Source organism: Atlantibacter subterraneus, assembly GCF_007570865.1.
GTDB classification, from domain to species: domain Bacteria; phylum Pseudomonadota; class Gammaproteobacteria; order Enterobacterales; family Enterobacteriaceae; genus Atlantibacter; species Atlantibacter subterraneus.
The window spans coordinates 45861-69511 of sequence record NZ_VLPS01000011.1; the positions used below are offsets into that span (position 1 = coordinate 45861).

Below are 23651 nucleotides of genomic sequence, written 5' to 3' on the forward strand. Positions count from 1 at the left end.
CACAAAAACGGCCCCGAAGGGCCGTCAGAATTAGCGTTTGCTAATTTGGTCGAAGGTGCCGCCGTTGGCGAAGTGCTCTTTCTGGGCTTTGGTCCAGCCGCTAAACACCTCGTCAATGGTGAACAGTTTCAGTTTCGGGAACTCGCCTTCGTATTTCTTCGCTACCTGCTCATCACGCGGGCGGTAGAAGTTTTTCGCGGCGATCTCCTGGCCTTCCGGCGTGTAGAGATATTTCAGATAGGCTTCGGCAACGGCCTGAGTGCCCTTCTTCTCAACCACTTTATCGACCACCGACACGGTCGGCTCTGCCAGAATAGATTCGCTCGGGGTAACGATCTCGAATTTGTCTTTGCCTAATTCATTGGTCGCCAGCAGCGCTTCGTTTTCCCAGGCAATCAGCACATCGCCGATACCGCGTTCAACAAAAGTGTTGGTTGAACCACGTGCGCCAGAGTCCAGCACTTCAACGTTTTTGAACAGCGCCTTAACGAAATCCTGGGCTTTAGCCTGATCGCCGTTGTTCTGATGGAGCGCGTAGCCCCATGCCGCCAGATAGTTCCAGCGCGCGCCACCGGAGCTTTTCGGGTTTGGCGTGATCACGGAAACGCCCGGCTTCACCAGATCGTTCCAGTCTTTAATTTGTTTCGGATTGCCTTTGCGCACCAGGAAAACGATGGTGGAAGTGTACGGCGCGGAGTTGTCCGGCAGGCGTTTGATCCAGTTTTTATCAATGCGGCCACGCTCAGCGATGGCGTCTACGTCATAGGCCAGCGCCAGGGTCACCACGTCGGCTTCAATACCGTTAATCACGGAAGTCGCCTGTTTGCCGGAGCCCCCGTGAGACTGACGGATCACCACATTATCGCCGGTCTCTTTTTTCCAGTGCTCGCTGAAGGCTTTGTTATATTGGTCATACAGTTCACGTGTCGGGTCATAAGACACGTTAAGTAATTGAATATCCTTCGCCAGTACGCTGGTTGATGCCAGAAGCAACGTTAATCCCACGCCAAACTTATTCATCGCACGCTCTCTTCTAAATTGTGTGTATGAAAATAGCCTGCCAGAAATGCGTGAGATGATTAAAGAATAAAAAAAGATTGGCTATAACTTTGAGGAATATCATCAGACAGTAAAAAGCCGGGCGAACCCGGCTTTTTGATCAGTACAGCTTTTTGGCGCACTCCAGCCAGTCGCCTTTGAAGGTACGCTTCATATTTTCGATAGCGTCGATGATGTCGTGATGCACCATCTTCTCGTTCTGAATGCCCACGCAACGGCCACCGTGGCCCTGCAGCAGCAGTTCAATGGAGTATGCGCCCATACGGGAAGCCAGAATACGGTCATAAGGCACCGGAGAACCGCCACGCTGAATGTGGCCCAGTACCGTAGCGCGGGTTTCACGCTCGGTTTCTGCCTCAATGTAGCGCGCCAGCTCATCGATATCGCAGATGTGCTCGGTGATCGCCACGATAGCGTGTTTTTTACCCTTCGCGATACCGGCTTTAATTTCCGCCACCAGATCGTCGCGGTTGAACTCGACTTCCGGCAGCACGATGAATTCACAACCACCCGCAATCGCCGCCGCCAGGGTCAGGTCGCCGCAGTAGCGGCCCATCACTTCGACGATAGAGATACGTTGGTGAGAGGTAGAGGTATCACGCAGGCGGTCGATGGCTTCAACCACGGTGCTCAGCGCGGTAAAGTAACCGATGGTGTAGTCAGTACCGGCAACGTCGTTATCAATGGTGCCCGGCAGGCCGATGCACGGGAAGCCCATTTCGGTCAGACGTTTAGCGCCCATATAGGAGCCGTCACCGCCGATCACGACCAGCGCATCCAGACCGCGTTTTTTCATGTTTTCGATAGCCACCGCGCGGATATGCTCTTCGCGGAACTCAGGAAAACGAGCGGAACCCAGGAATGTGCCGCCACGGTTGATCATGTCAGACACGCTGTAGCGGTCGAGCTGCACCATACGGTCTTCATACAGGCCGAGATAGCCGTCATAAATACCAAAAACTTCCAGACCTTCTGTCAGCGCGGCGCGCACTACGCCGCGAATGGCGGCGTTCATGCCTGGCGCATCACCGCCACTCGTCAATACCCCGATTTTCTTAATCATGACTACCTCTGAACGTAGAATACAATATTGAATCCTGTTGCCGGAAACGCCTGCATCATCAGGCGATGGACTAATGATGCAGATAGTATATCAATAGCTTCCAGCTGAATTGATTCAGGTCAGACCGAACGGCGGTAAAGTATACAAAAAAAGCCGTTTGGTACACTTTTCACGCCTTTGTTAAAGCGGGAAGTTTCCCTGTTTCCCCTGCGGCACAACAGAGCAGGGATCCTGATGAATAATTACGTCCGAACCCGGAAAACGCCCCAGGATCGCTTGCTCCACTTGCTCAGCCACAATATGCGCCTGAACCAGCGGTAAGTTGTCGTCCATTTCCAGATGAATTTGAATAAAGCGGGTCGGCCCTGACTGCCGCGTGCGAAGATCGTGGGCACCTCTGACGCCGGGCCACGATGAAACAATGTCGATGATGATTTGATGCTCATCATCCGGTAACGCGCGGTCCAGTAAGGACTGGACGGCTTCATAGCCCATTCGTAATGCGCTATATAATATATAGATGCCAATACCCAGCGCAAACAAGGCATCAGCACGATGCCAGCCATACCAGGAAAGCGCAAGCGCCACCAGAATAGCGCCGTTCATCATAACATCAGATTGATAATGAAGCATATCTGCCCGCACCGCCTGGCTTTTGGTCTTACGCACCACCCAACGCTGAAACGTCACCAGTACCAATGTGCTGATCAGGGCGATAACGGTAACGCCGATACCAATCTGCGGCGATTCCATCGGCGCGGGATTCGCCAGCCGCTCGAAACCGGTCAGGAACAGAAACAGCGCCGATCCGGAGATAAACATGCTTTGCGCCAGTGCGGCCAGCGACTCGGCTTTGCCATGGCCGAACGCGTGTTCGTCATCGGCAGGCTGTAAGGAGTAACGCACCACCAGAAGGTTGGTCAGCGAAGCGGCAATATCCACCAGCGAGTCCACCAGCGCGGCGAGAATACTCACCGAGCCGGTCTTCCACCAGGCAAAGATTTTAACGAGCAGCAGCAGCGACGCCATGACCGTGGCGGCAATGGCGGCGCGGCTGACCAGACGCCCATAAGATTGATTCATAAAGACTCCCGCGTATCGATTGGCAAAGTATAACGAATCACGCGCTAAACTCAGACTGGCAGGAGCGGAATACCGGGCAAAAAAAACCCCTCCGTTTAAGGAGGGGAAGACAGGGATGGTGTCTATGGCAAGGAAAACAGGGTTGTTACTGGTTACTACGGGTACTGCTACTAAACACATTTGCCGAGGAGGACCGTTGCATCTGCGAGACTTCTCGCAACTGAAGCATGCGATACTGGTGCTTCTCGTTTAAAACCGCTTGCTGTTCCGGCGTTAACAGTCGGTACATTTGGTTGCGCACTTTCGCCATCTCGACCTGGCGCGCGACCTGCTCTTGTGCCATCTTTTCGGCCTGAGCCCGCACAGCGGTTTCATCAAAATTTTCTGCGGTGACCAGGCGATGCATGGTCTCCATTTCGCTAACATTAACAGGCGGCTGTTCATGCTTCGCCTGCTGCATGAGGTCGCGCATCTGTTGACGTTGCTTTTCGGTTAATCGAATGCCGTCAAACATATGGCTCTGCACACTGTTTCGTTGCGCCAGCCCTTCTGCGGGGTGCCAGTTATCGCCTGTAACGACTTCAGCAGCCTGGCTTGCGAACGTACTGATCGCCAGTGTTGAGGCCATGACGGCAGCGGTAACTTTGCGCATCACTGACTCCTGGAAACTTGGGTGCTGCGATTCAACGAGGACCAGTTTACGATTCAGGCTGCAAACATGCGTCAGGGGGTGTAAAACAACGTAAAGTCATGGATTACCGGGCCTTGATGACGTAATTTTTGCCTCGGAGGTATTAACAATGAATAAAATTCTGTTAGTTGATGATGATCGTGAACTCACTTCCCTTTTGAAAGAGCTTCTCGACATGGAAGGTTTTAATGTGCAGGTCGCCCACGATGGCGAGCAGGCGCTTAATCTTCTGGATGACAGCATCGACCTGCTTTTGCTCGACGTGATGATGCCGAAGAAAAACGGCATCGATACGCTTAAAGAGCTACGTCAGACTCACCAGACACCCGTAATCATGCTGACCGCGCGCGGTAGCGAACTGGACCGCGTTTTAGGCCTTGAACTGGGCGCGGATGACTATTTACCCAAACCGTTCAACGACCGTGAACTGGTGGCGCGTATTCGCGCTATTCTGCGCCGTTCCCACTGGAGCGAGCAGCAGCAAAACAGCGATAACGGTTCGCCGAACCTGGAAGTTGACGCCCTTAGCCTGAACCCAGGCCGCCAGGAAGCCAGTTTCGACGGCACCGCGCTGGAGCTTACCGGCACCGAGTTTACGCTGCTGTATCTGCTGGCCCAGCATTTAGGCCAGGTAGTATCCAGAGAACATCTCAGCCAGGAAGTCCTTGGCAAGCGCCTGACGCCGTTCGATCGCGCTATTGATATGCATATTTCCAACCTACGTCGCAAACTGCCGGATCGTAAAGACGGGCATCCGTGGTTTAAAACCTTACGTGGACGGGGTTACCTGATGGTATCCGCTTCATGATTGGTAGCCTGACCGCGCGAATATTTGCGATTTTTTGGCTGACCCTGGCCCTGGTTTTGATGCTGGTATTGATGTTGCCGAAGCTCGATTCACGTCAAATGACCGAGCTGTTGGAAAGCGAGCAACGCCAGGGCGTGATGATAGAACAGCATGTCGAAGCTGAACTGGCTAACGATCCGCCCAACGATTTAATGTGGTGGCGCAGGCTATTCCGCGCCATTGACAAATGGGCACCGCCGGGGCAACGCCTGGTGCTGGTTACCAGCGAAGGGCGCGTGATCGGCGCAGAACGCAGTGAGATGCAGATCATTCGCAACTTTATCGGCCAGGCTGACAATTCCGATCATCCGCAAAAGAAAAAGTACGGTCGTCTGGAAATGGTCGGCCCCTTTTCCGTGCGTGACGGTGAAGACAACTATCAGCTTTACCTGATCCGCCCGGCCAGCAACTCGCAATCCGATTTCATTAACCTGCTGTTCGACCGCCCGTTATTGCTGCTTATCGTAACGATGCTGGTCAGTTCGCCGTTGCTGTTATGGCTCGCCTGGAGCCTGGCGAAACCGGCGCGTAAGCTGAAAAACGCCGCCGATGAAGTGGCGCAGGGCAATTTGCGCCAGCATCCTGAACTGGAAGCCGGGCCGCAGGAGTTTCTCGCGGCGGGTGCCAGTTTTAACCAGATGGTGACGGCGCTGGAACGCATGATGACCACCCAGCAGCGGCTGCTTTCTGATATCTCCCATGAACTGCGCACGCCGCTCACGCGTCTCCAGCTCGGTACCGCGCTGTTGCGCCGCCGGTCTGGCGAAAGCAAAGAGCTGGAGCGGATTGAAACCGAGGCCCACCGGCTGGACAGCATGATCAACGATCTGCTGGTGATGTCGCGCAATCAGCAAAAGAATGCGCTGGTCAGCGAAACCATGAAGGCCAACCAGTTGTGGCGCGAAGTGCTGGATAACGCCGCCTTTGAAGCCGAGCAAATGGGTAAATCTTTTGAAGTCGCCTACCCGCCCGGCCCGTGGCTGTTGTACGGCAACCCGAATGCGCTGGAAAGCGCGCTGGAAAACATTGTCCGCAATGCCCTGCGCTATTCGCATACCCAAATCTGCGTCAGCTTCTCGGTGGATAAAGAAGGCATTACCGTAACCGTGGACGACGATGGCCCCGGCGTCAGCCCGGAAGATCGGGAACAGATTTTCCGGCCTTTCTACCGCACCGATGAGGCGCGCGACCGGGAATCCGGCGGCACCGGCCTTGGTCTGGCGATTGTCGAAACCGCTATTCAGCAGCATCGCGGCTGGGTTAAAGCCGACGACAGCCCGCTGGGCGGCCTGCGGCTGGTGATCTGGCTGCCGCTGTATCGCCGCACCTGATAACCGCGTCTCTCTGCATAACGGAGAGACGCGTTTTTCTCCCCGCTCACTTCTGCTATTCTGCGCCCCTTGCTGATGGGGGCCTTATGCTTAATATCGTACTTTTCGAACCTGAAATTCCGCCAAACACGGGCAACATTATCCGCCTGTGCGCTAACACCGGTTTTAAACTGCATATCATCGAGCCAATGGGGTTTACCTGGGATGATAAGCGCCTGCGCCGGGCAGGGCTGGATTATCACGAATTCGCCGCCGTCACCCGTCACGCCAGCTACGAGGCCTTTCTGGACGCGCAAAAGCCGGAGCGCCTGTTTGCGTTAACCACCAAAGGCACGCCCGCCCACAGTGCGGTCAGCTATGCCGCTGGCGATTATTTAGTGTTTGGCCCCGAGACGCGCGGATTGCCTGCGAGCGTGCTGGATGCCCTGCCCGCTCAGCAAAAAATTCGTATTCCGATGATGCCGGACAGCCGCAGTATGAACTTATCTAATGCGGTGTCGGTGGTGGTGTATGAAGCGTGGCGCCAGCTTGATTATGCGGGCGCCGTACTGCGCAGTTAAATGCCGTCGCCGTATTCGAAGCCGTTATTCACGCCGTTGAAATGCTGATCCATATCCATGGCGGGTTTATCGCTTTCCGGCTTGCCGACGATGCGTGCCGGAACGCCTGCGGCGGTGGTATGCGGGGGAACCGGCTGTAATACCACCGAGCCCGCGCCAATTTTCGCGCCGCGCCCGACTTCGATATTGCCGAGAATTTTCGCTCCCGCGCCAATCATCACCCCTTCACGAATTTTCGGATGGCGATCGCCGCTGGTTTTACCGGTACCGCCCAGGGTCACCGATTGCAGAATGGAAACGTCGTTTTCCACCACGGCGGTTTCACCAATCACAATGCCGGTGGCGTGGTCGAGCATAATGCCGCGGCCAATTTTCGCCGCCGGGTGAATGTCTACCTGAAAAGACACCGACACCTGGTTTTGCAGGAAAATCGCCAGCGCGCGACGGCCCTGATTCCACAGCCAGTGGCCGATGCGGTGTGCCTGTAGCGCGTGGAATCCCTTCAGATACAGCAGCGGCGTGGAGTATTTATCAACTGCCGGGTCGCGGGTGCGCACGGCCTGAATATCGCAGGCGGCGGATTCAATCATCTGCGGGTCGGCGGCATAGGCCTCTTCCACCACTTCACGAATCGCGATGGCGGGCATAATCGGCGACGCCAGTTTGTTCGCCAGCATATAGCTCAGCGCGCTTCCGAGATTTTCATGTTTTAGCAACGTAGCATGGTAAAAACTGGCAAGCATTGGCTCGCAGTCGGCGAGCGCCCTCGCTTCGGCTTTTATGTTATTCCATACCAAATCCAGTTCTTCACACGGCATTGCTCTCTCCAGAAAAACAAGCAGCGCCCGGTAAATCATCTTACCGGTGCGCAATAAAGGTAACAGGGGGTTCCATTAATGACTGCTTTTCTCGTCCTTGCGTGCTCGCCCGAGCAATGTTAATGCTGCCTCGCGCGCATTTTTTCCGCAATACAATACTTGATAAATTTCCTCGGTTATTGGCATTTCCACCCCAAAGCGCGCCGCGAGTTCACGCACTTCTTTGGTGTTGCGATAACCTTCCACCACCTGACCGATGGTCTGCTGGGCGGTCGTGACGTCCATGCCTTGTCCAAGCATCATGCCAAAACGGCGGTTGCGGGACTGATTATCGGTACAGGTCAGCACCAGGTCGCCCAGGCCCGCCATACCCATAAAGGTAGTGGGATCGGCACCCAATGCGGCACCAAGACGCGTCATCTCGGTGAGCCCGCGGGTGATTAACGCGGTGCGCGCATTCGCGCCAAAGCCGATACCGTCAGACATCCCGGCACCAATCGCGATCACGTTTTTCACCGCGCCGCCTAACTGGACGCCGATGAAATCCGGATTGCTGTAGACGCGGAAGCTTTTACCGCAGTGCAGCAGTTGCTGGAGATCTTCAGTAAAGGTTTCGTCGGTAGACGCCAGCGAAATCGCCGTCGGCAGGCCTGCCGCCAGCTCTTTGGCGAACGTCGGGCCGGAGATCACCGCCAGCGGGATATCCTCGCCCAGCGCTTCCCGGGCCACATCCTGCAACAGACGCCCGGTTTCCGCTTCCAGCCCTTTGGTGGCCCAGACTACGCGCGCATCACTGCGCATCAGCGGTTTAATCTGGCGCAGCACTTCGCCGAACACATGGCTGGGCACCACCACCAGAATATTGCGGCTGGCCGCCAGCGCGGTGGCAAGGTCGCTTTCAAGATGGAGTGAGTCGGGAAAAGGCACATCCGGGAGAAACGCGGCGTTGCAGCGGTCTGCTTCTAACGTCGCGATATGTTTGGGATCGTGGCCCCAGAGAACAACCTGGTGGCCGTTTCTCGCCAGGGTGATGGCAAGAGCGGTGCCGTAAGAGCCGGCACCGATGACTGTCATTGAAGCAGTAGTGTTATTCATCAGGCATCCTGATGGTCTTGCGCACCTTCGCCGGACTGCTGTTGCAGATAGTTCATGAACAACGCGTCGAAGTTAACCGGCGCAAGGTTCAGCTGCGGGAACGTGCCGCGGGAAACCAGGCTAGTGATACATTCACGCGCATACGGGAACAGGATGTTCGGGCAGTATGCGCCCAGGCAATGCGCCAGTTGCGTGCCTTCAATGCCGCCAACGGAGAAAATGCCCGCTTGCTGTACTTCGCACAGGAACGCGGTGTCGTTTTCCAGCGTTGCGGTAACGGTCACGCGCAGAACCACTTCATAAACGTCGTCCGCTAACTGGTTGGATGCCGTATCCAGGTCCAGTTTGACTTCCGGCTGCCAGTCTTTCTGAAACACATGCGGCGCATTCGGTGCTTCAAAAGAGATATCCTTGGTGTAAACGCGTTGGATCTGAAAGGTCATTTCAGTGTTGTTTTGTTCTGACATGTGTAAACCCTTTATTGTTTGTCCTTCAAAGTGCCTTACGGCGAAGCAGCGCTAGCGCAACAGGGGATCGAGTCCACCACGCGCATCCAGCGCATACAAGTCGTCACAACCGCCAATGTGCTGTGCATCAATAAAAATTTGCGGCACCGTGGTGCGGCCACTGCGCTTAATCATCTCTTCCCGTTTAGCAGCGTCCCCGTCAATGGGTAGCTCTTCAAACGCGACGCCTTTGCTCGCCAGCAACGCTTTTGCGCGATGGCAGTAAGGGCAGGTCACTTTGGTATAGATTTCGATATTGGCCATGGCGATACCTTAGCGTGAGTTATTTTCCGCGCACCAGTGGAAGGTTTTCACCGCTCCAGCCTGCTACACCGTCTTTCAGCACAAATACACGCTCGAAACCGGCTTTCATCAGCGCATTAGCGGATTCCTGGGCTGACATACCGTTGCCATCAACCACAATAATCGGCTGCGCTTTATGTTTATCCAGCTCGCCCGTGTTATTGGCTTTGATTTCATTGGGCAGAACGTTCAGGGCGCTGGCGATATGGCCTTTGCGGAAATCGTCACGCTGACGAATATCCACCACCACCGCGTCTTCTTTGTTGATTAAACGCGTCGCTTCACCACGCGAAATTACCTTCACTTTAGAAGTAAGGCTTTTGAATGTGGTAAAGAGCACCGCCCCCAGTAACGCGACCCAGGCGATACTAAGTATGGGGTGACGGCTAACGAATTGCATAATTTCTTGCATGGGGGGTAAAGGCTCCCGACTAAGTGAAAAAAACCAGGTGAGGAGTATACCTTTGCATTGGTCCAATTACAGCCAGCGCGAGACAGGTAATGCATATTCTGCGGGCTGTTACGGAAAAAATGACGAAAAGCGCCAAAAGGCACAGACTACCCGCCCGCTTTTTTTGATCTTCTGCGGCTATTTGTGTCAATAAGTTGTAGTAAAATTACGCAAATTTTTTATCTTTGAGCAATGAGGTTATCGCAATGTCGGTTTCTAAAAAACCTATGGTCCTGATGATTCTGGACGGCTACGGCTACCGTGAAGACCAACAGGACAACGCTATTTTCAGCGCCAAAACCCCGGTAATGGACAGCCTGTGGGCAAAACGTCCGCATACGCTGATTGACGCGTCCGGCCTGGAAGTGGGTCTGCCGGACCGCCAGATGGGCAACTCCGAAGTGGGTCACGTTAACCTGGGTGCAGGCCGCATCGTGTATCAGGATCTGACCCGTCTGGACGTTGAAATTAAAGAACGTACTTTCTTCTCCAACCCGGTACTCACCCGCGCGGTAGATACCGCCGTGGCTGCGGGCAAAGCCGTGCATATCATGGGCCTGCTCTCCGCAGGCGGCGTACACAGCCATGAAGATCACATCCTGGCGATGGTGGAACTGGCCGCAGAACGCGGCGCGGAAAAAATCTACCTGCACGCTTTCCTGGACGGCCGAGATACGCCGCCGCGCAGCGCCGAGTCTAGCCTGAAACGCTTTGAAGAGACCTTCGCCGCGCTGGGCAAAGGCCGTATCGCCACCATTATTGGCCGTTACTATGCCATGGACCGCGACAACCGTTGGGATCGCGTAGAACTGGCTTACGATTTGATGACGCTGGCGCAGGGCGAATACCAGGCAGACAGCGCCGTTGCCGCACTGGAAGCCGCATACGCCCGTGATGAGAACGACGAATTCGTTAAACCGACCGTGATCCGCGCCGAAGGCCAGCCTGACGCCGCAATGGAAGACGGCGACGCGCTGATTTTCATGAACTTCCGCGCTGACCGCGCCCGTCAGATTACCCGCGCCTTCGTTAACGCTGATTTCGACGGTTTCGCCCGTAAGAAAGTGGTGAAGTTCTCTAACTTCGTGATGCTGACCGAATACGCCGCCAACATCGACACCGCCTGCGCTTACCCGCCAAGCTCGCTGGTTAACACCTTCGGCGAGTGGATGGCGAAAAACGACAAAACCCAGCTGCGTATTTCTGAAACCGAAAAATACGCCCACGTTACGTTCTTCTTTAACGGCGGCGTGGAAGATTCCTTCGCGGGCGAAGATCGCATTCTGATCAATTCTCCGAAAGTGGCGACTTACGACCTGCAGCCGGAAATGAGCTCTGCAGAATTAACTGAAAAATTAACTGCCGCGATCCGCAGCGGGAAATACGACGCCATCATCTGCAACTACCCGAACGGCGACATGGTCGGCCATACTGGCGTGTTTGACGCAGCGGTAAAAGCGGTAGAAGCATTAGACAACTGCATCGCGCAAGTGACTGAAGTTGTTGAGTCCGTTGGCGGCCAGCTGCTGATTACCGCTGACCACGGCAACGCCGAACAGATGCGCGATCCGTTTACCGGCCAGGCGCATACTGCGCATACCAACCTGCCGGTTCCGCTGATCTATGTGGGCGAAAAGCAGGTAAAAGCGGTAGAAGGCGGCAAATTATCGGATATCGCGCCGACAATGCTCTCCCTGATGGGCATGGACATCCCGCAAGAGATGACTGGTAAGCCGCTGTTCATCGTGGAATAATCCCTCCCCATGAGGGGAAAGGCGATCTTTTCAATACGGGGCATAAAACCGCAGCGGTTTTACTTAATGCCCCTGCTATACGCCAGCGTGTTTAGCGCTGGCGTATTGTTATACCCAATTTCCGCCACGGCGGATGAGCGCGATCAGCTCAAATCCATTCAACAGGATATCGCCGCTAAAGAGCGCGCGGTACGCCAACAGCAACAGCAACGCAGCACCCTTCTGGCACAGTTAAAAGCCCAGGAACAGGCTATCGCCGCCGCGACTCGCGCGTTGCGCGAAACGGAAAACAGCCTTGCGCAACTGAATCGCCAGATTAGCGCGATGAACGCCTCTATCGCCAAACTGGAAAAACAGAAAGCCTCCCAGGAGCGCAACCTTGCCGCCCAGCTCGACGCCTCGTTTCGCCAGGGCCAGCATACCGGCATCCAGTTAATCCTCAGCGGTGAAGAGAGCCAGCGCGGCCAGCGGTTGCAGGCCTATTTCGGCTATCTGAACCAGGCGCGCCAGGAAACCATCGCTCAGTTGCGCCAGACCCGCGAAGAAGTGGCGTCGCAGAAAGCCGAGCTGGAAGAGAAGCAGAGCGAGCAGCAGACGCTGCTGTATGAACAGCAGGCGCAGCAGGCGAAGCTGGAGCAGGCGCGCAACGAGCGTAAAAAGACGATTAGCGGCCTGGAGTCCTCTATCCAGCAGGGCCAGAACCAGCTCAGCGAGATGCGCCAGAACGAATCGCGCCTGCGCAACAGCATCGCCCGCGCGGAAGCGGCGGCGAAAGCGCGCGCCGAGCGGGAAGCCCGCGAAGCCGAGCAGGTACGTAATAAACAGCAGGAAGCCAGCCGTAAAGGCACCACCTACAAGCCGACCGAAAGCGAACAGTCATTGATGTCGCGTACCGGCGGGCTGGGCTCGCCGCGCGGCCAGGCGTACTGGCCGGTGCGTGGTTCTTTACTGCATCGCTATGGCGAACAGCTACAAGGTGAACTACGTTGGAAGGGGATTGTTATCGGCGCGTCGGAAGGCACAGAAGTTAAAGCCATTGCCGATGGCCGCGTTATTCTCGCCGACTGGCTACAGGGCTACGGCCTTGTGGTGGTGGTTGAACACGGTAAAGGCGATATGAGCCTGTACGGTTACAACCAAAGCGCGCTGGTCAGCGTCGGCACTCAGGTGCGCGCCGGTCAGCCTATCGCGCTGGTTGGCAACAGCGGCGGCCAGGGCCGCCCTTCACTCTATTTCGAAATTCGTCGGCAGGGACAAGCCGTTAACCCACAACCGTGGTTGGGAAGATAAGTTTTGCTTCAATTTCGACGATTACTGCTTTCACTTGCCGCCAGTCTGGCGGTGTTCACCCCGGCCATGGCGGGCAAACTGGCGATAGTGATTGATGACTTTGGTTATCGCCCACAAACCGAAAACCAGATCCTGGCTATGCCGCCCGCGATTTCTGTCGCCGTTCTGCCGAATGCACCACACGCCCGGGAAATGGCCACCAAAGCCCACAACAGCGGTCATGAAGTGTTAATCCATCTGCCGATGGCACCGCTCAGCAAACAGCCGCTGGAAAAAGACACGCTGCGCCCGGAAATGAGCAGCGATGAAATTGAGCGCATCATCCGTGATGCAGTGAGTAAAGTGCCGCATGCGGTGGGCCTGAATAACCACATGGGCAGCGCCATGACCTCCAGCCTGTTCGGCATGCAAAAAGTGATGCAGGCGCTGGGGCGTTATAACCTCTATTTTCTCGACAGCATGACCATTGGCAACAGCCAGGCGATGCGCGCTGCAGCAGGCACTAACGTGAAAGTGATTAAGCGCAAAGTGTTTCTCGACGACACCCAAAACGAAGCCGATATTCGCGCCCAGTTTAACCGTGCGGTGGCGCTGGCGCGGCGCAACGGCTCTGCCATTGCTATCGGGCACCCGCACCCTTCCACCGTGCGCGTGTTGCAGCAGATGGTGTATAGCCTGCCTGCGGATATCACGCTGGTACGGCCGAGCAGCCTGCTAAATGATCCGCAAACCGATACCTCAACGCCGAACCTGACGCCGCCGCCACCGAACACGCCGCGTAATCCGTTCCGGGGCGTGAAGTTCTGCAACAGCAAAAAACCGCCTGAACCGGTCTATGCGACGCGCTATTTCTCGGTGATAGGTGAAAGCATCAGCCAGAGCGGAATGGCGAAATACCTTGTCAATCAGTGGCAGGGATGGAAGACGCCAGCTATAAAATAACCCGCCGAGGCGGGTCATTTTTGCAAGGATTGGGTCTGGCTATCGACGTCCTGTTCAGATTTTAATTGCTTTGTATGTGGATACTGATACCAGGATTTAAAATACTTAAGAAAACTGTAAAGCGTGGCATAGAGCCCGGTAACCGCGCCCACACGCCCCTGCCGCCAGGCACCGCTAAATAAATACCATTTGAAGAAGGCACCAAGCGCGCTAATGATGCCACGCATAATTGAAGGCTGGACGGGCGAATATTTTACCAGCCGGGTGGTATAACTATTCAGCTTATTGAAGACTTCATGGAGGGTGTAAAACGTGTCATGTCGAACATGGCCCGGCATCTTTTCACTTTGAACATTCCCCTCAACCTTATCATCCACCGGACGCAAGTTAAAACGCGCATTCTGGCGATTGAACAATCGAACCGGGTAGTCTGGGGATGAGACCGGATAAAGCGTGCGGACCTGTTCGCCTAAGACATACCAGTAGCGCGGCAGACGCCAGGCTTTATTTTTAGCCGGCTCCTCGCCCGCTTTCAGAGCCAGAATGAAATTAACGGTTTGCTCATCCAAAATTTCATCGCTGTCCATGCACAATACCCAATCATTCCCGGCGCGCTCAATCGCGACATTCATCTGCATCCCATGCATTGAATAGGGATGATAAAAAGGCGTGATACCGAATTCACGGCAAATTTCCAGCGTCTCATCTGTGCTACCGGAATCCACCACTACCATTTCATCCGCCACGGCAATAAGGGGTGGCAAAACCTCACGCAATAAGCGCGCGGAATTATGCGTCAATAAACAAACTGAGAGTGTAAACATCATTCTGACTCTGTCTGGTGGAACCCTGTTAACCATAGAGGATCAAGCAAAAACAAAAGGCGATTTTTGCCTGATTTTTATAAGGTTTTTCGACAAAAAGAATATTACAGAAATTGACATAAGAAAAAAGCGCCCGAAGGCGCTTTATTGGTTAATCCCAGCTAAGAATAACTTTACCGGACTGGCCTGAACGCATGGCGTCAAAGCCTTTCTGGAAATCATCAATAGCGAAGCGGTGGGTGATGATAGGGGACAGGTCAAGTCCGGACTGGATCAGCGCGGCCATCTTGTACCAGGTCTCGAACATTTCGCGGCCATAGATGCCTTTAATGAACAGACCCTTGAAGATCACTTTGTTCCAGTCGATGGACATATCCGATGGCGGAATACCCAGCAGAGCGATACGCCCGCCGTGGTTCATGGTATCCAGCATGGCGCGGAATGCGGGCGGTGCGCCGGACATTTCCAGACCCACGTCGAACCCTTCGGTCATTCCCAGCTCTTTCATCACATCATGCAGGTTCTCTTTGGACACGTTCACCGCGCGGGTGACGCCCATTTTACGAGCCAGCTCGAGACGGTATTCGTTAACGTCAGTGATCACCACGTGGCGCGCGCCAACGTGTTTCGCCACTGCCGCCGCCATAATGCCGATCGGGCCCGCGCCGGACACCAGCACATCCTCGCCAACCAGATCGAATGACAGCGCAGTGTGCACCGCATTGCCAAACGGGTCGAAAATCGAGGCTAATTCATCAGGGATGTTGTCTGGGATTTTAAAGGCGTTAAACGCAGGCAGCACCAGATACTCGGCGAAACTGCCCTGACGGTTGACGCCCACGCCGACGGTGTTGCGGCACAAGTGCGTACGGCCACCACGGCAGTTGCGGCAATGCCCGCAGGTGATATGCCCTTCGCCGGAGACGCGATCGCCAATCTTGAAGCCTTTCACTTCCTGGCCGATACCAACCACTTCACCCACGTATTCGTGACCGACAATCATCGGTACCGGAATGGTTTTTTGCGACCACTCATCCCAGTTATAAATATGCACATCGGTACCGCAGATAGCCGTTTTGCGGATTTTGATTAACAGATCGTTATGGCCCACTTCCGGCTCGGGGGCATCGTTAACCATCCAGATGCCTTCTTCCGCTTTCAGCTTCGATAATGCTTTCATGTCTTATCCTCAGGCAATCACGCCTAACTGTTTACCGATACGAATAAAGGCGTCGATCGCACGCTCAATCTGCTCGGTGCTGTGCGCGGCAGACATTTGAGTACGGATACGCGCCTGCCCTTTCGGCACCACCGGGTAGAAGAAACCGGTAACGTAAATCCCTTCTTTTTGCAGTTCACGGGCAAAATTCTGCGCCACGACCGCATCGCCCAGCATCACCGGAATGATGGCGTGGTCGGCACCCGCCAGGGTGAAACCGGCTGCAGTCATTTTTTCGCGGAACAGGCGCGCGTTGGCCCACAGCTTGTCGCGCAGCGCATCGCCTTCGGCCAGCATTTCCAGCACTTTGATGGATGCGGAAACAATCGCCGGTGCCAGCGAGTTGGAGAACAGATACGGACGGGAACGCTGGCGCAGCCACTCCACCACTTCTTTACGCGCTGCGGTATAGCCGCCAGACGCGCCGCCCAGCGCTTTACCGAGCGTACCGGTAATGATATCCACGCGGCCCATTACCTCGCAGTATTCGTGGGTGCCGCGACCGTTTGCGCCAACAAAGCCCACCGCGTGGGAATCATCGACCATCACCAGCGCATCGTATTTATCCGCCAGGTCGCACACGCCTTTCAGGTTGGCGATCACGCCATCCATCGAGAACACGCCGTCGGTGGCGATCAGCACGTGACGCGCCCCCGCTTCACGCGCCTCTTTCAGACGCGCTTCCAGCTCCTGCATGTCGTTATTGGCATAGCGGAAACGCTTTGCTTTACACAGACGCACGCCGTCAATGATCGACGCATGGTTCAGCGCATCGGAAATAATGGCGTCTTCTGCGCCCAGCAGGGTTTCGAACAACCCGCCGTTGGCGTCGAAGCAGGAAGAGTAGAGAATGGCGTCTTCCATGCCGAGGAATTCAGCCAGCTTTTGCTCCAGCTGCTTGTGCGTGTCCTGGGTGCCGCAGATAAAGCGCACCGACGCCATACCGAAACCGTGGCTGTCCATGCCCTGTTTGGCGGCAGCGATCAGTTCGGGATGGTTAGCAAGACCGAGGTAGTTATTGGCGCAGAAGTTGATAACGTGGCTACCGTCGGCGACGGTGATATCGGCCTGCTGAGCCGACGTGATAATACGCTCTTCTTTATACAACCCTTCCGCACGTGCGGTTTCCAGGTCGGCATTCAACTGTTGGTAAAAATCCCCTCGCATTGCAATTCTCCAGGCTGGGCAAATTTCGGCACATATTACCCAAACTAATCATTTGATACGAGATGACGATTGGCTGAATACGCGTTTTGCAGCATAAATCACGTCTGTGAAACAAACTTCGCGGACGGCCAAGAGGTCTAAAGCTGAAGGAGAGACGATGTGGTGATATGATTATCACCATTCGTGCCTGAGATAGTCTCATGGCCCCACTTTTTGAAGGTTATACGTATGATCATTGTTACCGGCGGCGCTGGATTTATCGGCAGCAACATTGTTAAGGCGTTGAACGACAAGGGCATCACCGACATTCTGGTGGTCGATAACCTTAAAGACGGCACCAAATTCGTTAACCTGGTTGACCTGACCATCGCCGATTACATGGATAAAGAAGACTTCCTTATCCAGATTATGGCGGGTGAAGAGTTTGGCGATATCGAGGCGATTTTCCACGAAGGCGCCTGCTCTTCCACCACCGAGTGGGACGGCAAGTACATGATGGATAACAACTATCAGTACTCCAAAGAAGTGCTGCACTACTGCCTGGAGCGCGAAATCCCGTTCCTGTACGCCTCTTCTGCCGCCACTTACGGCGGACGCACCTCCGACTTTATTGAGTCCCGCGAATACGAGAAGCCGCTGAACGTTTACGGCTACTCCAAATTCCTGTTCGACGAATACGTGCGCCAGATCCTGCCGGAAGCCAACTCGCAAATCGTCGGGTTCCGCTACTTCAATGTCTACGGACCGCGTGAAGGCCACAAAGGCAGCATGGCGAGCGTGGCGTTCCATCTGAACACCCAGTTGAATAACGGCGAGAGCCCGAAACTGTTTGAAGGCAGCGACGGCTTTAAGCGCGATTTCGTCTACGTGGGCGACGTGGCGGCGGTCAATCTGTGGTTCTGGGAAAACGGCGTATCCGGGATTTTCAACCTCGGCACGGGCCGTGCGGAATCCTTCCAGGCCGTGGCCGATGCTGCGCTGGCATACCACCAGAAAGGCAGCCTCGAATACATCCCATTCCCGGAAAAACTGAAAGGCCGCTATCAGGCGTTTACTCAGGCAGATTTAACTAATCTGCGCGCCGCTGGCTACGATAAGCCGTTCAAGACCGTCGCCGAAGGCGTGGCGGAATATATGGCCTGGCTGAACCGCGACGCGTAAGTTGCCCGTATGAAAATATTGGTGATCGGTCCGTCCTGGGTGGGCGACATGATGATGTCGCAAAGTCTTTATCGCACGCTCAAGGCACGCTATCCCGAGGCAATTATCGACGTAATGGCCCCCGCGTGGTGCCGTCCGCTGTTATCGCGGATGCCGGAGGTCAACGAGGCGATCCCCATGCCGCTTGGCCATGGGGCGCTGGAAATTGGCGAACGCCGCAAACTGGGCCTTAGCCTGCGCGATCGCCGCTACGACCGCGCCTACGTGCTGCCAAACTCGTTCAAATCCGCATTAGTGCCCTTCTTCGCTAATATTCCTCAGCGCACCGGCTGGCGTGGCGAGATGCGTTACGGCCTGCTGAACGATGCGCGCGTGCTGGATAAGGCCGCCTGGCCGCTGATGGTCGAGCGCTATGTGGCGCTGGCCTATGACAAAAGCGTGATGCAGTCGGCGCGTGACTTGCCGCAACCGCTGCTGTGGCCGCGTTTACAGGTGAGCGAAGCGGAAAAACAGCAGATGCGCGCCACATTCAGGTTCTCCGATGAACGGCCCGTGATTGGCTTTTGCCCCGGCGCGGAATTTGGCCCGGCGAAGCGCTGGCCGCATTATCACTACGCCGGGCTGGCGGAAAAACTGATCGCCCAGGGCTATCAAATCGCGCTGTTCGGTTCCGCGAAAGATAACGATGCAGGCAACCAGATCATCGCAGCGCTGCCGGAAGCACAGCAGCCGTGGTGCCGCAATCTGGCCGGGGAAACCGCGCTGGAGCAAGCGGTGGTGCTGATTGCCGCCTGTGAGGCCGTGGTATCTAATGACTCGGGTTTGATGCACATCGCTGCGGCGTTGGATCGCCCGCTGGTGGCGCTGTATGGCCCGAGCAGCCCTGACTTCACGCCGCCGCTGTCCCATAAAGCGCGCGTGATCCGTCTGATTACCGGTTACCACAAGGTACGTAAGGGCGAGGGTGAACAAGGCTATCATCAAAGTCTCATCGATATTACCCCTGAGCGGGTAAACGATGAGTTATCCAGCCTGTTGGCTAATCAGGAAAATTAACCATGCGGGTGTTGATTGTTAAAACCTCTTCGATGGGGGATGTGCTGCATACTCTCCCGGCCCTGACCGACGCCATGCAGGCCATCCCGGGGATCCGGTTCGACTGGGTCGTTGAGGAGGGATTCGTGCAGATCCCGGGTTGGCATCCTGCTGTCGATCGCGTCATTCCCGTGGCGATCCGCCGCTGGCGTAAAGCCTGGTTCTCATCCGATATCCGGGCAGAAAGAGAGACGTTTCGCAAACTTCTCACCGCCGTTCGCTATGACGCGGTGATCGATGCCCAGGGTCTGGTAAAAAGCGCTGCGCTGGTTACCCGTCTGGCGCAGGGCATAAAGCATGGAATGGACTGGAACAGCGCGCGCGAACCCCTGGCGTCGCTGTTTTATAACCGCCGTCACGCTGTCGCTAAACAGCAGCACGCCGTTGAGCGTACCCGGGAATTGTTTGCGAAGAGTCTGGGCTATACCCGCCCCTCCCAAACCGGCGACTACGCCATTGCCCAACATTTTCTGGCCGATACGCAAAATCAGCCGCCGTATCTGGTGTTTCTTCACGCGACAACCCGCGATGATAAACACTGGCCGGAAGCCCAGTGGCGCGAGTTAATCCATCTGATGGCGGGAACCGGGCTAAAAATCAAATTGCCCTGGGGCGCGCCGCACGAAGAAGCCCGCGCCTTGCGTCTCGCGGAAGCCTTCGACAATGTTGAAGTCTTGCCGCGGCTCAGCCTTGAGCAAGTGGCTAACGTTCTGGCAGGTGCCAGCGGCGTGGTGTCCGTGGATACCGGTTTAAGCCATCTCACCGCGGCGCTGGATCGGCCCAATATCACCCTGTACGGGCCCACCGATCCGGGTTTGATCGGCGGTTATGGCAAAAACCAGTTTATCTGCCGGCCGGTAGATTCCAGCTCGCTGGCCGCGCTGGCCGCCGCTGATGTCTTTGCAAAATTGCGTCCATTAATCGATGGGGTTGCGCCCGCGTCTGAGAACTCACATGTCTGAATTTTTTACGCCTGACAAACCGCCCAGACGGGTTTTAATCATCAAGCTCCGTCACCATGGCGATGTGTTACTGACCTCGCCCTGCTTTACGGTGTTTAAGCACGCGTACCCGGATGCAGAGATTGACGCGCTGGTGTATGACGATACCCAGTCGATGCTGACCAGCCATCCCTGCATTAGCCAGGTACACACCATCGGCAGAAACTGGCGTAAGCAGAATGCGTTCGCCCAGTTGCGGCTCTATTACGCCTTGTATAAAACCCTCAAGGCGCGCCGCTACGATGTGCTGATTAATCTGACCGAACACTGGCATGGCGCACGGCTGGCCCGTTTGCTGAAGCCCCGCGTTTCGGTCGGCTTTCGCCCTGATAAGCGCGGCGGCTTTGCCCGTAAACGCTGGATTAAATCCTTTACCACGTTGTACCCGGCGATTCAGGACAACACCCGCCATATGGTGGAGGTTAATCTGGATGCGCTCAGGCGCATTGGGATCCATCCGGCCTCAGTTGAAGATAAAAGAACCCTGTTTATCCCCGGCGACGAGGCGGAGCAATTTATTGCCCAGCGGCTGGCAGATTTAGGCGTTGCGCCTGGCAGCTATATCCTGGTACACCCCACTTCGCGCTGGATGTTTAAATCCTGGAGTATCCCAAGGCTGGCTGAGACCATCGATACGCTGGCGCAGCGCGGTTTGCCGATTATTCTCTCCGCTGCGCCTTCCCGTGAAGAAACCGACTATATGGATAAGCTGCGCGCCGCCCTTACCCAGCCGGTCTGTGACCTTAGCGGCCAGTTGAACCTGAAGCAGCTAGGTGCGTTAATGCGAAACGCCCGGGTTTATTTTGGCGTGGACTCAATGCCGATGCATCTGGCCAGCGCCGTCGGCACGCCAACCGTCGCGATTTTCGGCCCAACGGGATCGATCAAATGGGCACCCTGGGGCGTACCCCATCGCGTAATACGCGGCGGCTTTACCTGTGAGCCGTGCGGTAAAGACGGCTGCGGCGGCAGCCAGATATCCGACTGCATCATGTCGATTACCCCGCAACAGGTGTTAAGCGCCATTGATACCATGCTGCTGGAAAACCCCTCATGAAACTCGCCATTGTTCGCCAGACTTACAATCCCAACGGCGGGGCCGAGCGTTTTGTATCCAGAGCGCTAAACGTGCTGGCGCAGGACCGCGAACTGGACGTCACGCTGATTGCCCGCCAGTGGGAAAATGCCGCTGGCTGGCATACCCTGACCGTTAACCCGCCGTTTCGCAACCGGCAGGCCAGAGAAGCCGGTTTCGCACAAGAAGCGGCACGTCATTTTTCCGCATTCGATCTGGTGCAATCTCATGAACGCATTCCCGGCGCATCGGTTTTCCGCGCCGGAGACGGCGTACATGCGACATGGCTTGAGCAGTACAACCGGATCCTGTCGCCCCTAAAACGTTGGGCGCAATCGTTCAGTGCTTATCACCGCTACATTTTGCAGGCTGAACGCGACATGTTTACTCATCCGGCGTTACGTAACGTGATTTGTAACTCGGCAATGGTGCGGGACGATATCGCCCGGCGCTTTGGGCTGGGGCCGGAAAAACTCACGGTGATTTATAACGGCGTTGATACCTCGGTATTTCATCCTTCGGTACGCGAAAATAATTTGCGGGATACGCTGGGTATTCCGCAAAACGCGCCGGTGCTGGCGTATGTGGGGTCCGGTTTTACCCGTAAAGGCGTCTCGGTCGCGTTGAATGCGGTGGCTGCCCATCCTGACGTCTGGCTATTGATTGCCGGACGGGATAAACAGGCCCGTAAATTTATCGCCCAGGCTGAACGGCTGGGTATTGCCGGACGGGTTAAGTTCCTCGGTCCCGTGGACAATATCCTCCAGGTCTACGGCACCGCTGATGCCTTGATCCTACCGACGCTTTACGACCCTTTTCCTAATGTCTGCGTTGAAGCGCTGGCCTGCGGGCTGCCACTGATGACCAGCCATCAGTGCGGCGCAGCGGAATGGATAAAAGAAGGTGAAAACGGCTGGGTGCGCGATGCCCTGGATGTGGCAGGCTATCAGCAAGCCATTAGCCAATGGCTTGCCGGACGAGTGGCAGGTCAGGACTACGCGGCCAACGCGCGCCGAACCGCCGAACCTTATACGCTTGAGCGCATGGCATCAGAACTCCAGTCGCTTTATCGCAACTTGCTGGGCAGTTAACGCCCGGCCTGCTCCACAGCGCGGGTAAATACCCGTTCCATATCACGCAGCATACATTCGCGGGTAAAATGGCTGTTCAGGTAATCGTAACCCTGCTGCGCCAGGCGCTCACGCAAAGCCTCATCCTGCCAGAGCGTCAAAATCGCGTTTTTCAGGGCAACCGCGTCCTGCTGGGCCACCAGCAAACCGGTTTTCCCGTCGATAACCGCATCGCCTGTTCCTCCCGCGTCGGTGGCAATAGTGGCGATCCTTGATGCCAAAGACTGCAACACGCCTTGCGGCACGCCTTCCATATCATGAGAGGGACTAAGCGCGATATCAAAGGCCGGGAACCACGCCTGCGGATCGCTGCGATGCCCAGCCATCACGACGCGGTCCTGAAGGCCCAGGGTCAGGATTTCCTGCTCCAGCGTGGCGCGATGCGGCCCTTCGCCGACAATAGCAAGTTTAATCTGTGGCATATCAATTGCCGCCAGCGCTTTCAATAAAACGCTATGGCCTTTATTAGGCCGCAGATGCGAAACCACGCCCAGCCAGAAGTCGTGCTGGCTGAGGCCGCAGTGCGCTCGCGCTGCCTGTTTATCACCAGGCTTAAACCGTGCGGTATCGACACCGCTGGGGACTGACGTACTGTGATCCAACGGAACGCCAATCTCGACCAGTTGATGGCGGAGCGCCTCACCCGTAGTCACCACATGGGCGCAGGCTTTGGCAAATAGCCAACGTGTGGTGCGATTATTGCGCGGCTTGCCGGAAGCGTGACGCGTACGCACCAGCGGCGGCGGGTTTTTGAGCGTCAGGGCTGCCAGTGCCACTAACCAGGTATCGGCAGAGTTATGGCTGTTCACGACATCCACATCGTGGCTGGCCAGCCAGCGGCGAAGTTGTAACAAATTGCTCAAATTTTTACGTCGTAACGGTAGATTCACCACCGTTAAACCCGCCTCGCGCGCAAGGGTATTTAACGGCGCTTCCTCAGGACAAAGGATCGTTACGGTGTGGCCGCGCTGTAGCATGCCCAGGGACTCATTGATAATACGCAGCGGCTGACCGCCTTTCCCGCCATCCGCTTCGGTGTGAACAATATGCATAAGATTCCTGTTCATGATAGTTCGCCAACGTTTTGCGAATTATACCGATGAGATAAGCCGCGTTAATAAATTTTATCCTTCTGTAGCTGGGGTAACTATGGTAATTTGCCTCGCGTTTTTGCGGTTATTCCAGG

24 protein-coding genes are annotated in these 23651 nt (G+C 55.7%); 11 read left to right on the forward strand and 13 right to left on the reverse strand.

The window, feature by feature from the left end:
- Positions 1-30 precede the first annotated feature (30 nt).
- From FND52_RS20405 to cpxP, 4 genes are all read right to left on the reverse strand, one after another.
- The gene (locus FND52_RS20405) at positions 31-1020 is read right to left on the reverse strand and encodes a sulfate ABC transporter substrate-binding protein (protein ID WP_144132978.1); all 990 of its coding nucleotides are present in this window, start codon (positions 1018-1020) and stop codon (positions 31-33) included.
- Positions 1021-1159: 139 nt separating this feature from the next.
- On the reverse strand, positions 1160-2122 hold the full coding sequence (gene pfkA, locus FND52_RS20410) for a 6-phosphofructokinase (protein WP_125294965.1): 963 nt from the start codon (positions 2120-2122) through the stop codon (positions 1160-1162).
- A gap of 180 nt (positions 2123-2302) precedes the next feature.
- On the reverse strand, positions 2303-3205 hold the full coding sequence (fieF, locus tag FND52_RS20415) for a CDF family cation-efflux transporter FieF (RefSeq protein WP_144132980.1): 903 nt from the start codon (positions 3203-3205) through the stop codon (positions 2303-2305).
- A gap of 145 nt (positions 3206-3350) precedes the next feature.
- Positions 3351-3857 (reverse strand): cell-envelope stress modulator CpxP, encoded by a 507-nt coding sequence (cpxP, locus tag FND52_RS20420; protein WP_125294968.1) that lies wholly within the window; start codon positions 3855-3857, stop codon positions 3351-3353.
- Positions 3858-4005: 148 nt separating this feature from the next.
- On the opposite strand from cpxP, the gene cpxR reads away from it, so the two are divergent.
- The 3 genes from cpxR (at position 4006) to trmL (ending at position 6634) form a co-directional block, all read left to right on the forward strand.
- On the forward strand, positions 4006-4704 hold the full coding sequence (cpxR, locus tag FND52_RS20425) for an envelope stress response regulator transcription factor CpxR (RefSeq protein WP_125294970.1): 699 nt from the start codon (positions 4006-4008) through the stop codon (positions 4702-4704).
- Complete coding sequence (gene cpxA / locus FND52_RS20430; RefSeq protein ID WP_125294972.1) at positions 4701-6074, forward strand: envelope stress sensor histidine kinase CpxA; 1374 nt, start codon at positions 4701-4703, stop codon at positions 6072-6074. The genes cpxR and cpxA overlap by 4 nt, the downstream gene beginning before the upstream one ends.
- Positions 6075-6160: 86 nt before the next feature.
- The gene (gene trmL, locus FND52_RS20435; protein WP_125294974.1) at positions 6161-6634 is read left to right on the forward strand and encodes a tRNA (uridine(34)/cytosine(34)/5-carboxymethylaminomethyluridine(34)-2'-O)-methyltransferase TrmL; all 474 of its coding nucleotides are present in this window, start codon (positions 6161-6163) and stop codon (positions 6632-6634) included.
- Here the strand turns inward: trmL and cysE are convergent.
- The 5 genes from cysE to FND52_RS20460 all read right to left on the reverse strand — a co-directional run bounded on the left by cysE (position 6631) and on the right by FND52_RS20460 (position 9768).
- Entirely contained in the window at positions 6631-7452 is an 822-nt protein-coding gene (gene cysE / locus FND52_RS20440; RefSeq protein ID WP_125294975.1) for a serine O-acetyltransferase, read from the reverse strand. The two genes, trmL and cysE, sit on opposite strands and share 4 nt — an antisense overlap.
- A 75-nt stretch (positions 7453-7527) precedes the next feature.
- The gene (gene gpsA, locus FND52_RS20445) at positions 7528-8547 is read right to left on the reverse strand and encodes an NAD(P)H-dependent glycerol-3-phosphate dehydrogenase (RefSeq protein WP_125294977.1); all 1020 of its coding nucleotides are present in this window, start codon (positions 8545-8547) and stop codon (positions 7528-7530) included.
- A complete protein-coding gene (gene secB / locus FND52_RS20450) occupies positions 8547-9014 on the reverse strand; it encodes a protein-export chaperone SecB (RefSeq protein ID WP_002436726.1) in 468 nt (155 codons plus the stop codon). The genes gpsA and secB overlap by 1 nt, the downstream gene beginning before the upstream one ends.
- 51 nt (positions 9015-9065) lie before the next feature.
- Positions 9066-9317, reverse strand: a complete 252-nt coding sequence (gene grxC / locus FND52_RS20455; RefSeq protein ID WP_125294979.1) for a glutaredoxin 3 — start codon at positions 9315-9317, stop codon at positions 9066-9068.
- A gap of 19 nt (positions 9318-9336) precedes the next feature.
- Complete coding sequence (locus FND52_RS20460) at positions 9337-9768, reverse strand: rhodanese-like domain-containing protein (RefSeq protein WP_125294981.1); 432 nt, start codon at positions 9766-9768, stop codon at positions 9337-9339.
- A 245-nt stretch (positions 9769-10013) separates the two neighbouring features.
- Here FND52_RS20460 and gpmM point away from each other — a divergent pair, with 245 nt between their 5' ends.
- Genes gpmM through FND52_RS20475 form a run of 3 tightly spaced genes read left to right on the forward strand, consistent with a single transcriptional unit; the run spans position 10014 to position 13793 of the window.
- On the forward strand, positions 10014-11561 hold the full coding sequence (gene gpmM / locus FND52_RS20465; protein ID WP_144132981.1) for a 2,3-bisphosphoglycerate-independent phosphoglycerate mutase: 1548 nt from the start codon (positions 10014-10016) through the stop codon (positions 11559-11561).
- Between the two features lie 9 nt (positions 11562-11570).
- Positions 11571-12851, forward strand: coding sequence for a murein hydrolase activator EnvC (gene envC / locus FND52_RS20470; RefSeq protein WP_144132983.1), 1281 nt, complete (start codon positions 11571-11573; stop codon positions 12849-12851).
- A 3-nt stretch (positions 12852-12854) separates the two neighbouring features.
- The gene (locus FND52_RS20475) at positions 12855-13793 is read left to right on the forward strand and encodes a divergent polysaccharide deacetylase family protein (protein ID WP_144132985.1); all 939 of its coding nucleotides are present in this window, start codon (positions 12855-12857) and stop codon (positions 13791-13793) included.
- 14 nt (positions 13794-13807) lie between these two features.
- Here FND52_RS20475 and FND52_RS20480 read toward each other — a convergent pair whose 3' ends face one another.
- The 3 genes from FND52_RS20480 to kbl all read right to left on the reverse strand — a co-directional run bounded on the left by FND52_RS20480 (position 13808) and on the right by kbl (position 17003).
- Complete coding sequence (locus tag FND52_RS20480; RefSeq protein WP_125295060.1) at positions 13808-14617, reverse strand: glycosyltransferase family 2 protein; 810 nt, start codon at positions 14615-14617, stop codon at positions 13808-13810.
- Positions 14618-14768: 151 nt separating this feature from the next.
- Positions 14769-15797 (reverse strand): L-threonine 3-dehydrogenase, encoded by a 1029-nt coding sequence (gene tdh / locus FND52_RS20485; protein WP_144132987.1) that lies wholly within the window; start codon positions 15795-15797, stop codon positions 14769-14771.
- Between the two features lie 9 nt (positions 15798-15806).
- Positions 15807-17003, reverse strand: coding sequence for a glycine C-acetyltransferase (gene kbl / locus FND52_RS20490; RefSeq protein ID WP_144132989.1), 1197 nt, complete (start codon positions 17001-17003; stop codon positions 15807-15809).
- Between the two features lie 228 nt (positions 17004-17231).
- Here kbl and rfaD point away from each other — a divergent pair, with 228 nt between their 5' ends.
- From rfaD to FND52_RS20515, 5 genes are read left to right on the forward strand one after another with little or no spacing between them, the layout of a single operon-like run.
- Positions 17232-18164, forward strand: a complete 933-nt coding sequence (gene rfaD / locus FND52_RS20495; RefSeq protein WP_125294991.1) for an ADP-glyceromanno-heptose 6-epimerase — start codon at positions 17232-17234, stop codon at positions 18162-18164.
- Between the two features lie 9 nt (positions 18165-18173).
- Complete coding sequence (gene rfaF, locus FND52_RS20500) at positions 18174-19220, forward strand: ADP-heptose--LPS heptosyltransferase RfaF (protein WP_144132991.1); 1047 nt, start codon at positions 18174-18176, stop codon at positions 19218-19220.
- A 2-nt stretch (positions 19221-19222) separates the two neighbouring features.
- Positions 19223-20221, forward strand: coding sequence for a lipopolysaccharide heptosyltransferase RfaC (gene rfaC / locus FND52_RS20505; protein WP_144132993.1), 999 nt, complete (start codon positions 19223-19225; stop codon positions 20219-20221).
- The gene (gene rfaQ, locus FND52_RS20510; RefSeq protein ID WP_144132995.1) at positions 20214-21317 is read left to right on the forward strand and encodes a putative lipopolysaccharide heptosyltransferase III; all 1104 of its coding nucleotides are present in this window, start codon (positions 20214-20216) and stop codon (positions 21315-21317) included. The genes rfaC and rfaQ overlap by 8 nt, the downstream gene beginning before the upstream one ends.
- On the forward strand, positions 21314-22426 hold the full coding sequence (locus FND52_RS20515; RefSeq protein WP_125294997.1) for a glycosyltransferase family 4 protein: 1113 nt from the start codon (positions 21314-21316) through the stop codon (positions 22424-22426). The genes rfaQ and FND52_RS20515 overlap by 4 nt, the downstream gene beginning before the upstream one ends.
- Here FND52_RS20515 and FND52_RS20520 read toward each other — a convergent pair.
- On the reverse strand, positions 22423-23517 hold the full coding sequence (locus FND52_RS20520; protein WP_144132997.1) for a glycosyltransferase family 4 protein: 1095 nt from the start codon (positions 23515-23517) through the stop codon (positions 22423-22425). The genes FND52_RS20515 and FND52_RS20520 overlap by 4 nt on opposite strands.
- Positions 23518-23651 lie beyond the last annotated feature (134 nt).

Bases quoted from the DNA above. Each gene is read 5' to 3' on its own strand.
- FND52_RS20405 (WP_144132978.1), bottom strand. From the start codon at position 1,020: ATGAATAAGTTTGGCGTGGGATTAACGTTGCTTCTGGCATCAACCAGC.
- pfkA (WP_125294965.1), bottom strand. From the start codon at position 2,122: ATGATTAAGAAAATCGGGGTATTGACGAGTGGCGGTGATGCGCCAGGC.
- fieF (WP_144132980.1), bottom strand. From the start codon at position 3,205: ATGAATCAATCTTATGGGCGTCTGGTCAGCCGCGCCGCCATTGCCGCC.
- cpxP (WP_125294968.1), bottom strand. From the start codon at position 3,857: ATGCGCAAAGTTACCGCTGCCGTCATGGCCTCAACACTGGCGATCAGT.
- cpxR (WP_125294970.1), top strand. From the start codon at position 4,006: ATGAATAAAATTCTGTTAGTTGATGATGATCGTGAACTCACTTCCCTT.
- cpxA (WP_125294972.1), top strand. From the start codon at position 4,701: ATGATTGGTAGCCTGACCGCGCGAATATTTGCGATTTTTTGGCTGACC.
- trmL (WP_125294974.1), top strand. From the start codon at position 6,161: ATGCTTAATATCGTACTTTTCGAACCTGAAATTCCGCCAAACACGGGC.
- cysE (WP_125294975.1), bottom strand. From the start codon at position 7,452: ATGCCGTGTGAAGAACTGGATTTGGTATGGAATAACATAAAAGCCGAA.
- gpsA (WP_125294977.1), bottom strand. From the start codon at position 8,547: ATGAATAACACTACTGCTTCAATGACAGTCATCGGTGCCGGCTCTTAC.
- secB (WP_002436726.1), bottom strand. From the start codon at position 9,014: ATGTCAGAACAAAACAACACTGAAATGACCTTTCAGATCCAACGCGTT.
- grxC (WP_125294979.1), bottom strand. From the start codon at position 9,317: ATGGCCAATATCGAAATCTATACCAAAGTGACCTGCCCTTACTGCCAT.
- FND52_RS20460 (WP_125294981.1), bottom strand. From the start codon at position 9,768: ATGCAAGAAATTATGCAATTCGTTAGCCGTCACCCCATACTTAGTATC.
- gpmM (WP_144132981.1), top strand. From the start codon at position 10,014: ATGTCGGTTTCTAAAAAACCTATGGTCCTGATGATTCTGGACGGCTAC.
- envC (WP_144132983.1), top strand. From the start codon at position 11,571: ATGAGGGGAAAGGCGATCTTTTCAATACGGGGCATAAAACCGCAGCGG.
- FND52_RS20480 (WP_125295060.1), bottom strand. From the start codon at position 14,617: ATGTTTACACTCTCAGTTTGTTTATTGACGCATAATTCCGCGCGCTTA.
- tdh (WP_144132987.1), bottom strand. From the start codon at position 15,797: ATGAAAGCATTATCGAAGCTGAAAGCGGAAGAAGGCATCTGGATGGTT.
- kbl (WP_144132989.1), bottom strand. From the start codon at position 17,003: ATGCGAGGGGATTTTTACCAACAGTTGAATGCCGACCTGGAAACCGCA.
- rfaD (WP_125294991.1), top strand. From the start codon at position 17,232: ATGATCATTGTTACCGGCGGCGCTGGATTTATCGGCAGCAACATTGTT.
- rfaF (WP_144132991.1), top strand. From the start codon at position 18,174: ATGAAAATATTGGTGATCGGTCCGTCCTGGGTGGGCGACATGATGATG.
- rfaC (WP_144132993.1), top strand. From the start codon at position 19,223: ATGCGGGTGTTGATTGTTAAAACCTCTTCGATGGGGGATGTGCTGCAT.
- rfaQ (WP_144132995.1), top strand. From the start codon at position 20,214: ATGTCTGAATTTTTTACGCCTGACAAACCGCCCAGACGGGTTTTAATC.
- FND52_RS20515 (WP_125294997.1), top strand. From the start codon at position 21,314: ATGAAACTCGCCATTGTTCGCCAGACTTACAATCCCAACGGCGGGGCC.
- FND52_RS20520 (WP_144132997.1), bottom strand. From the start codon at position 23,517: ATGCATATTGTTCACACCGAAGCGGATGGCGGGAAAGGCGGTCAGCCG.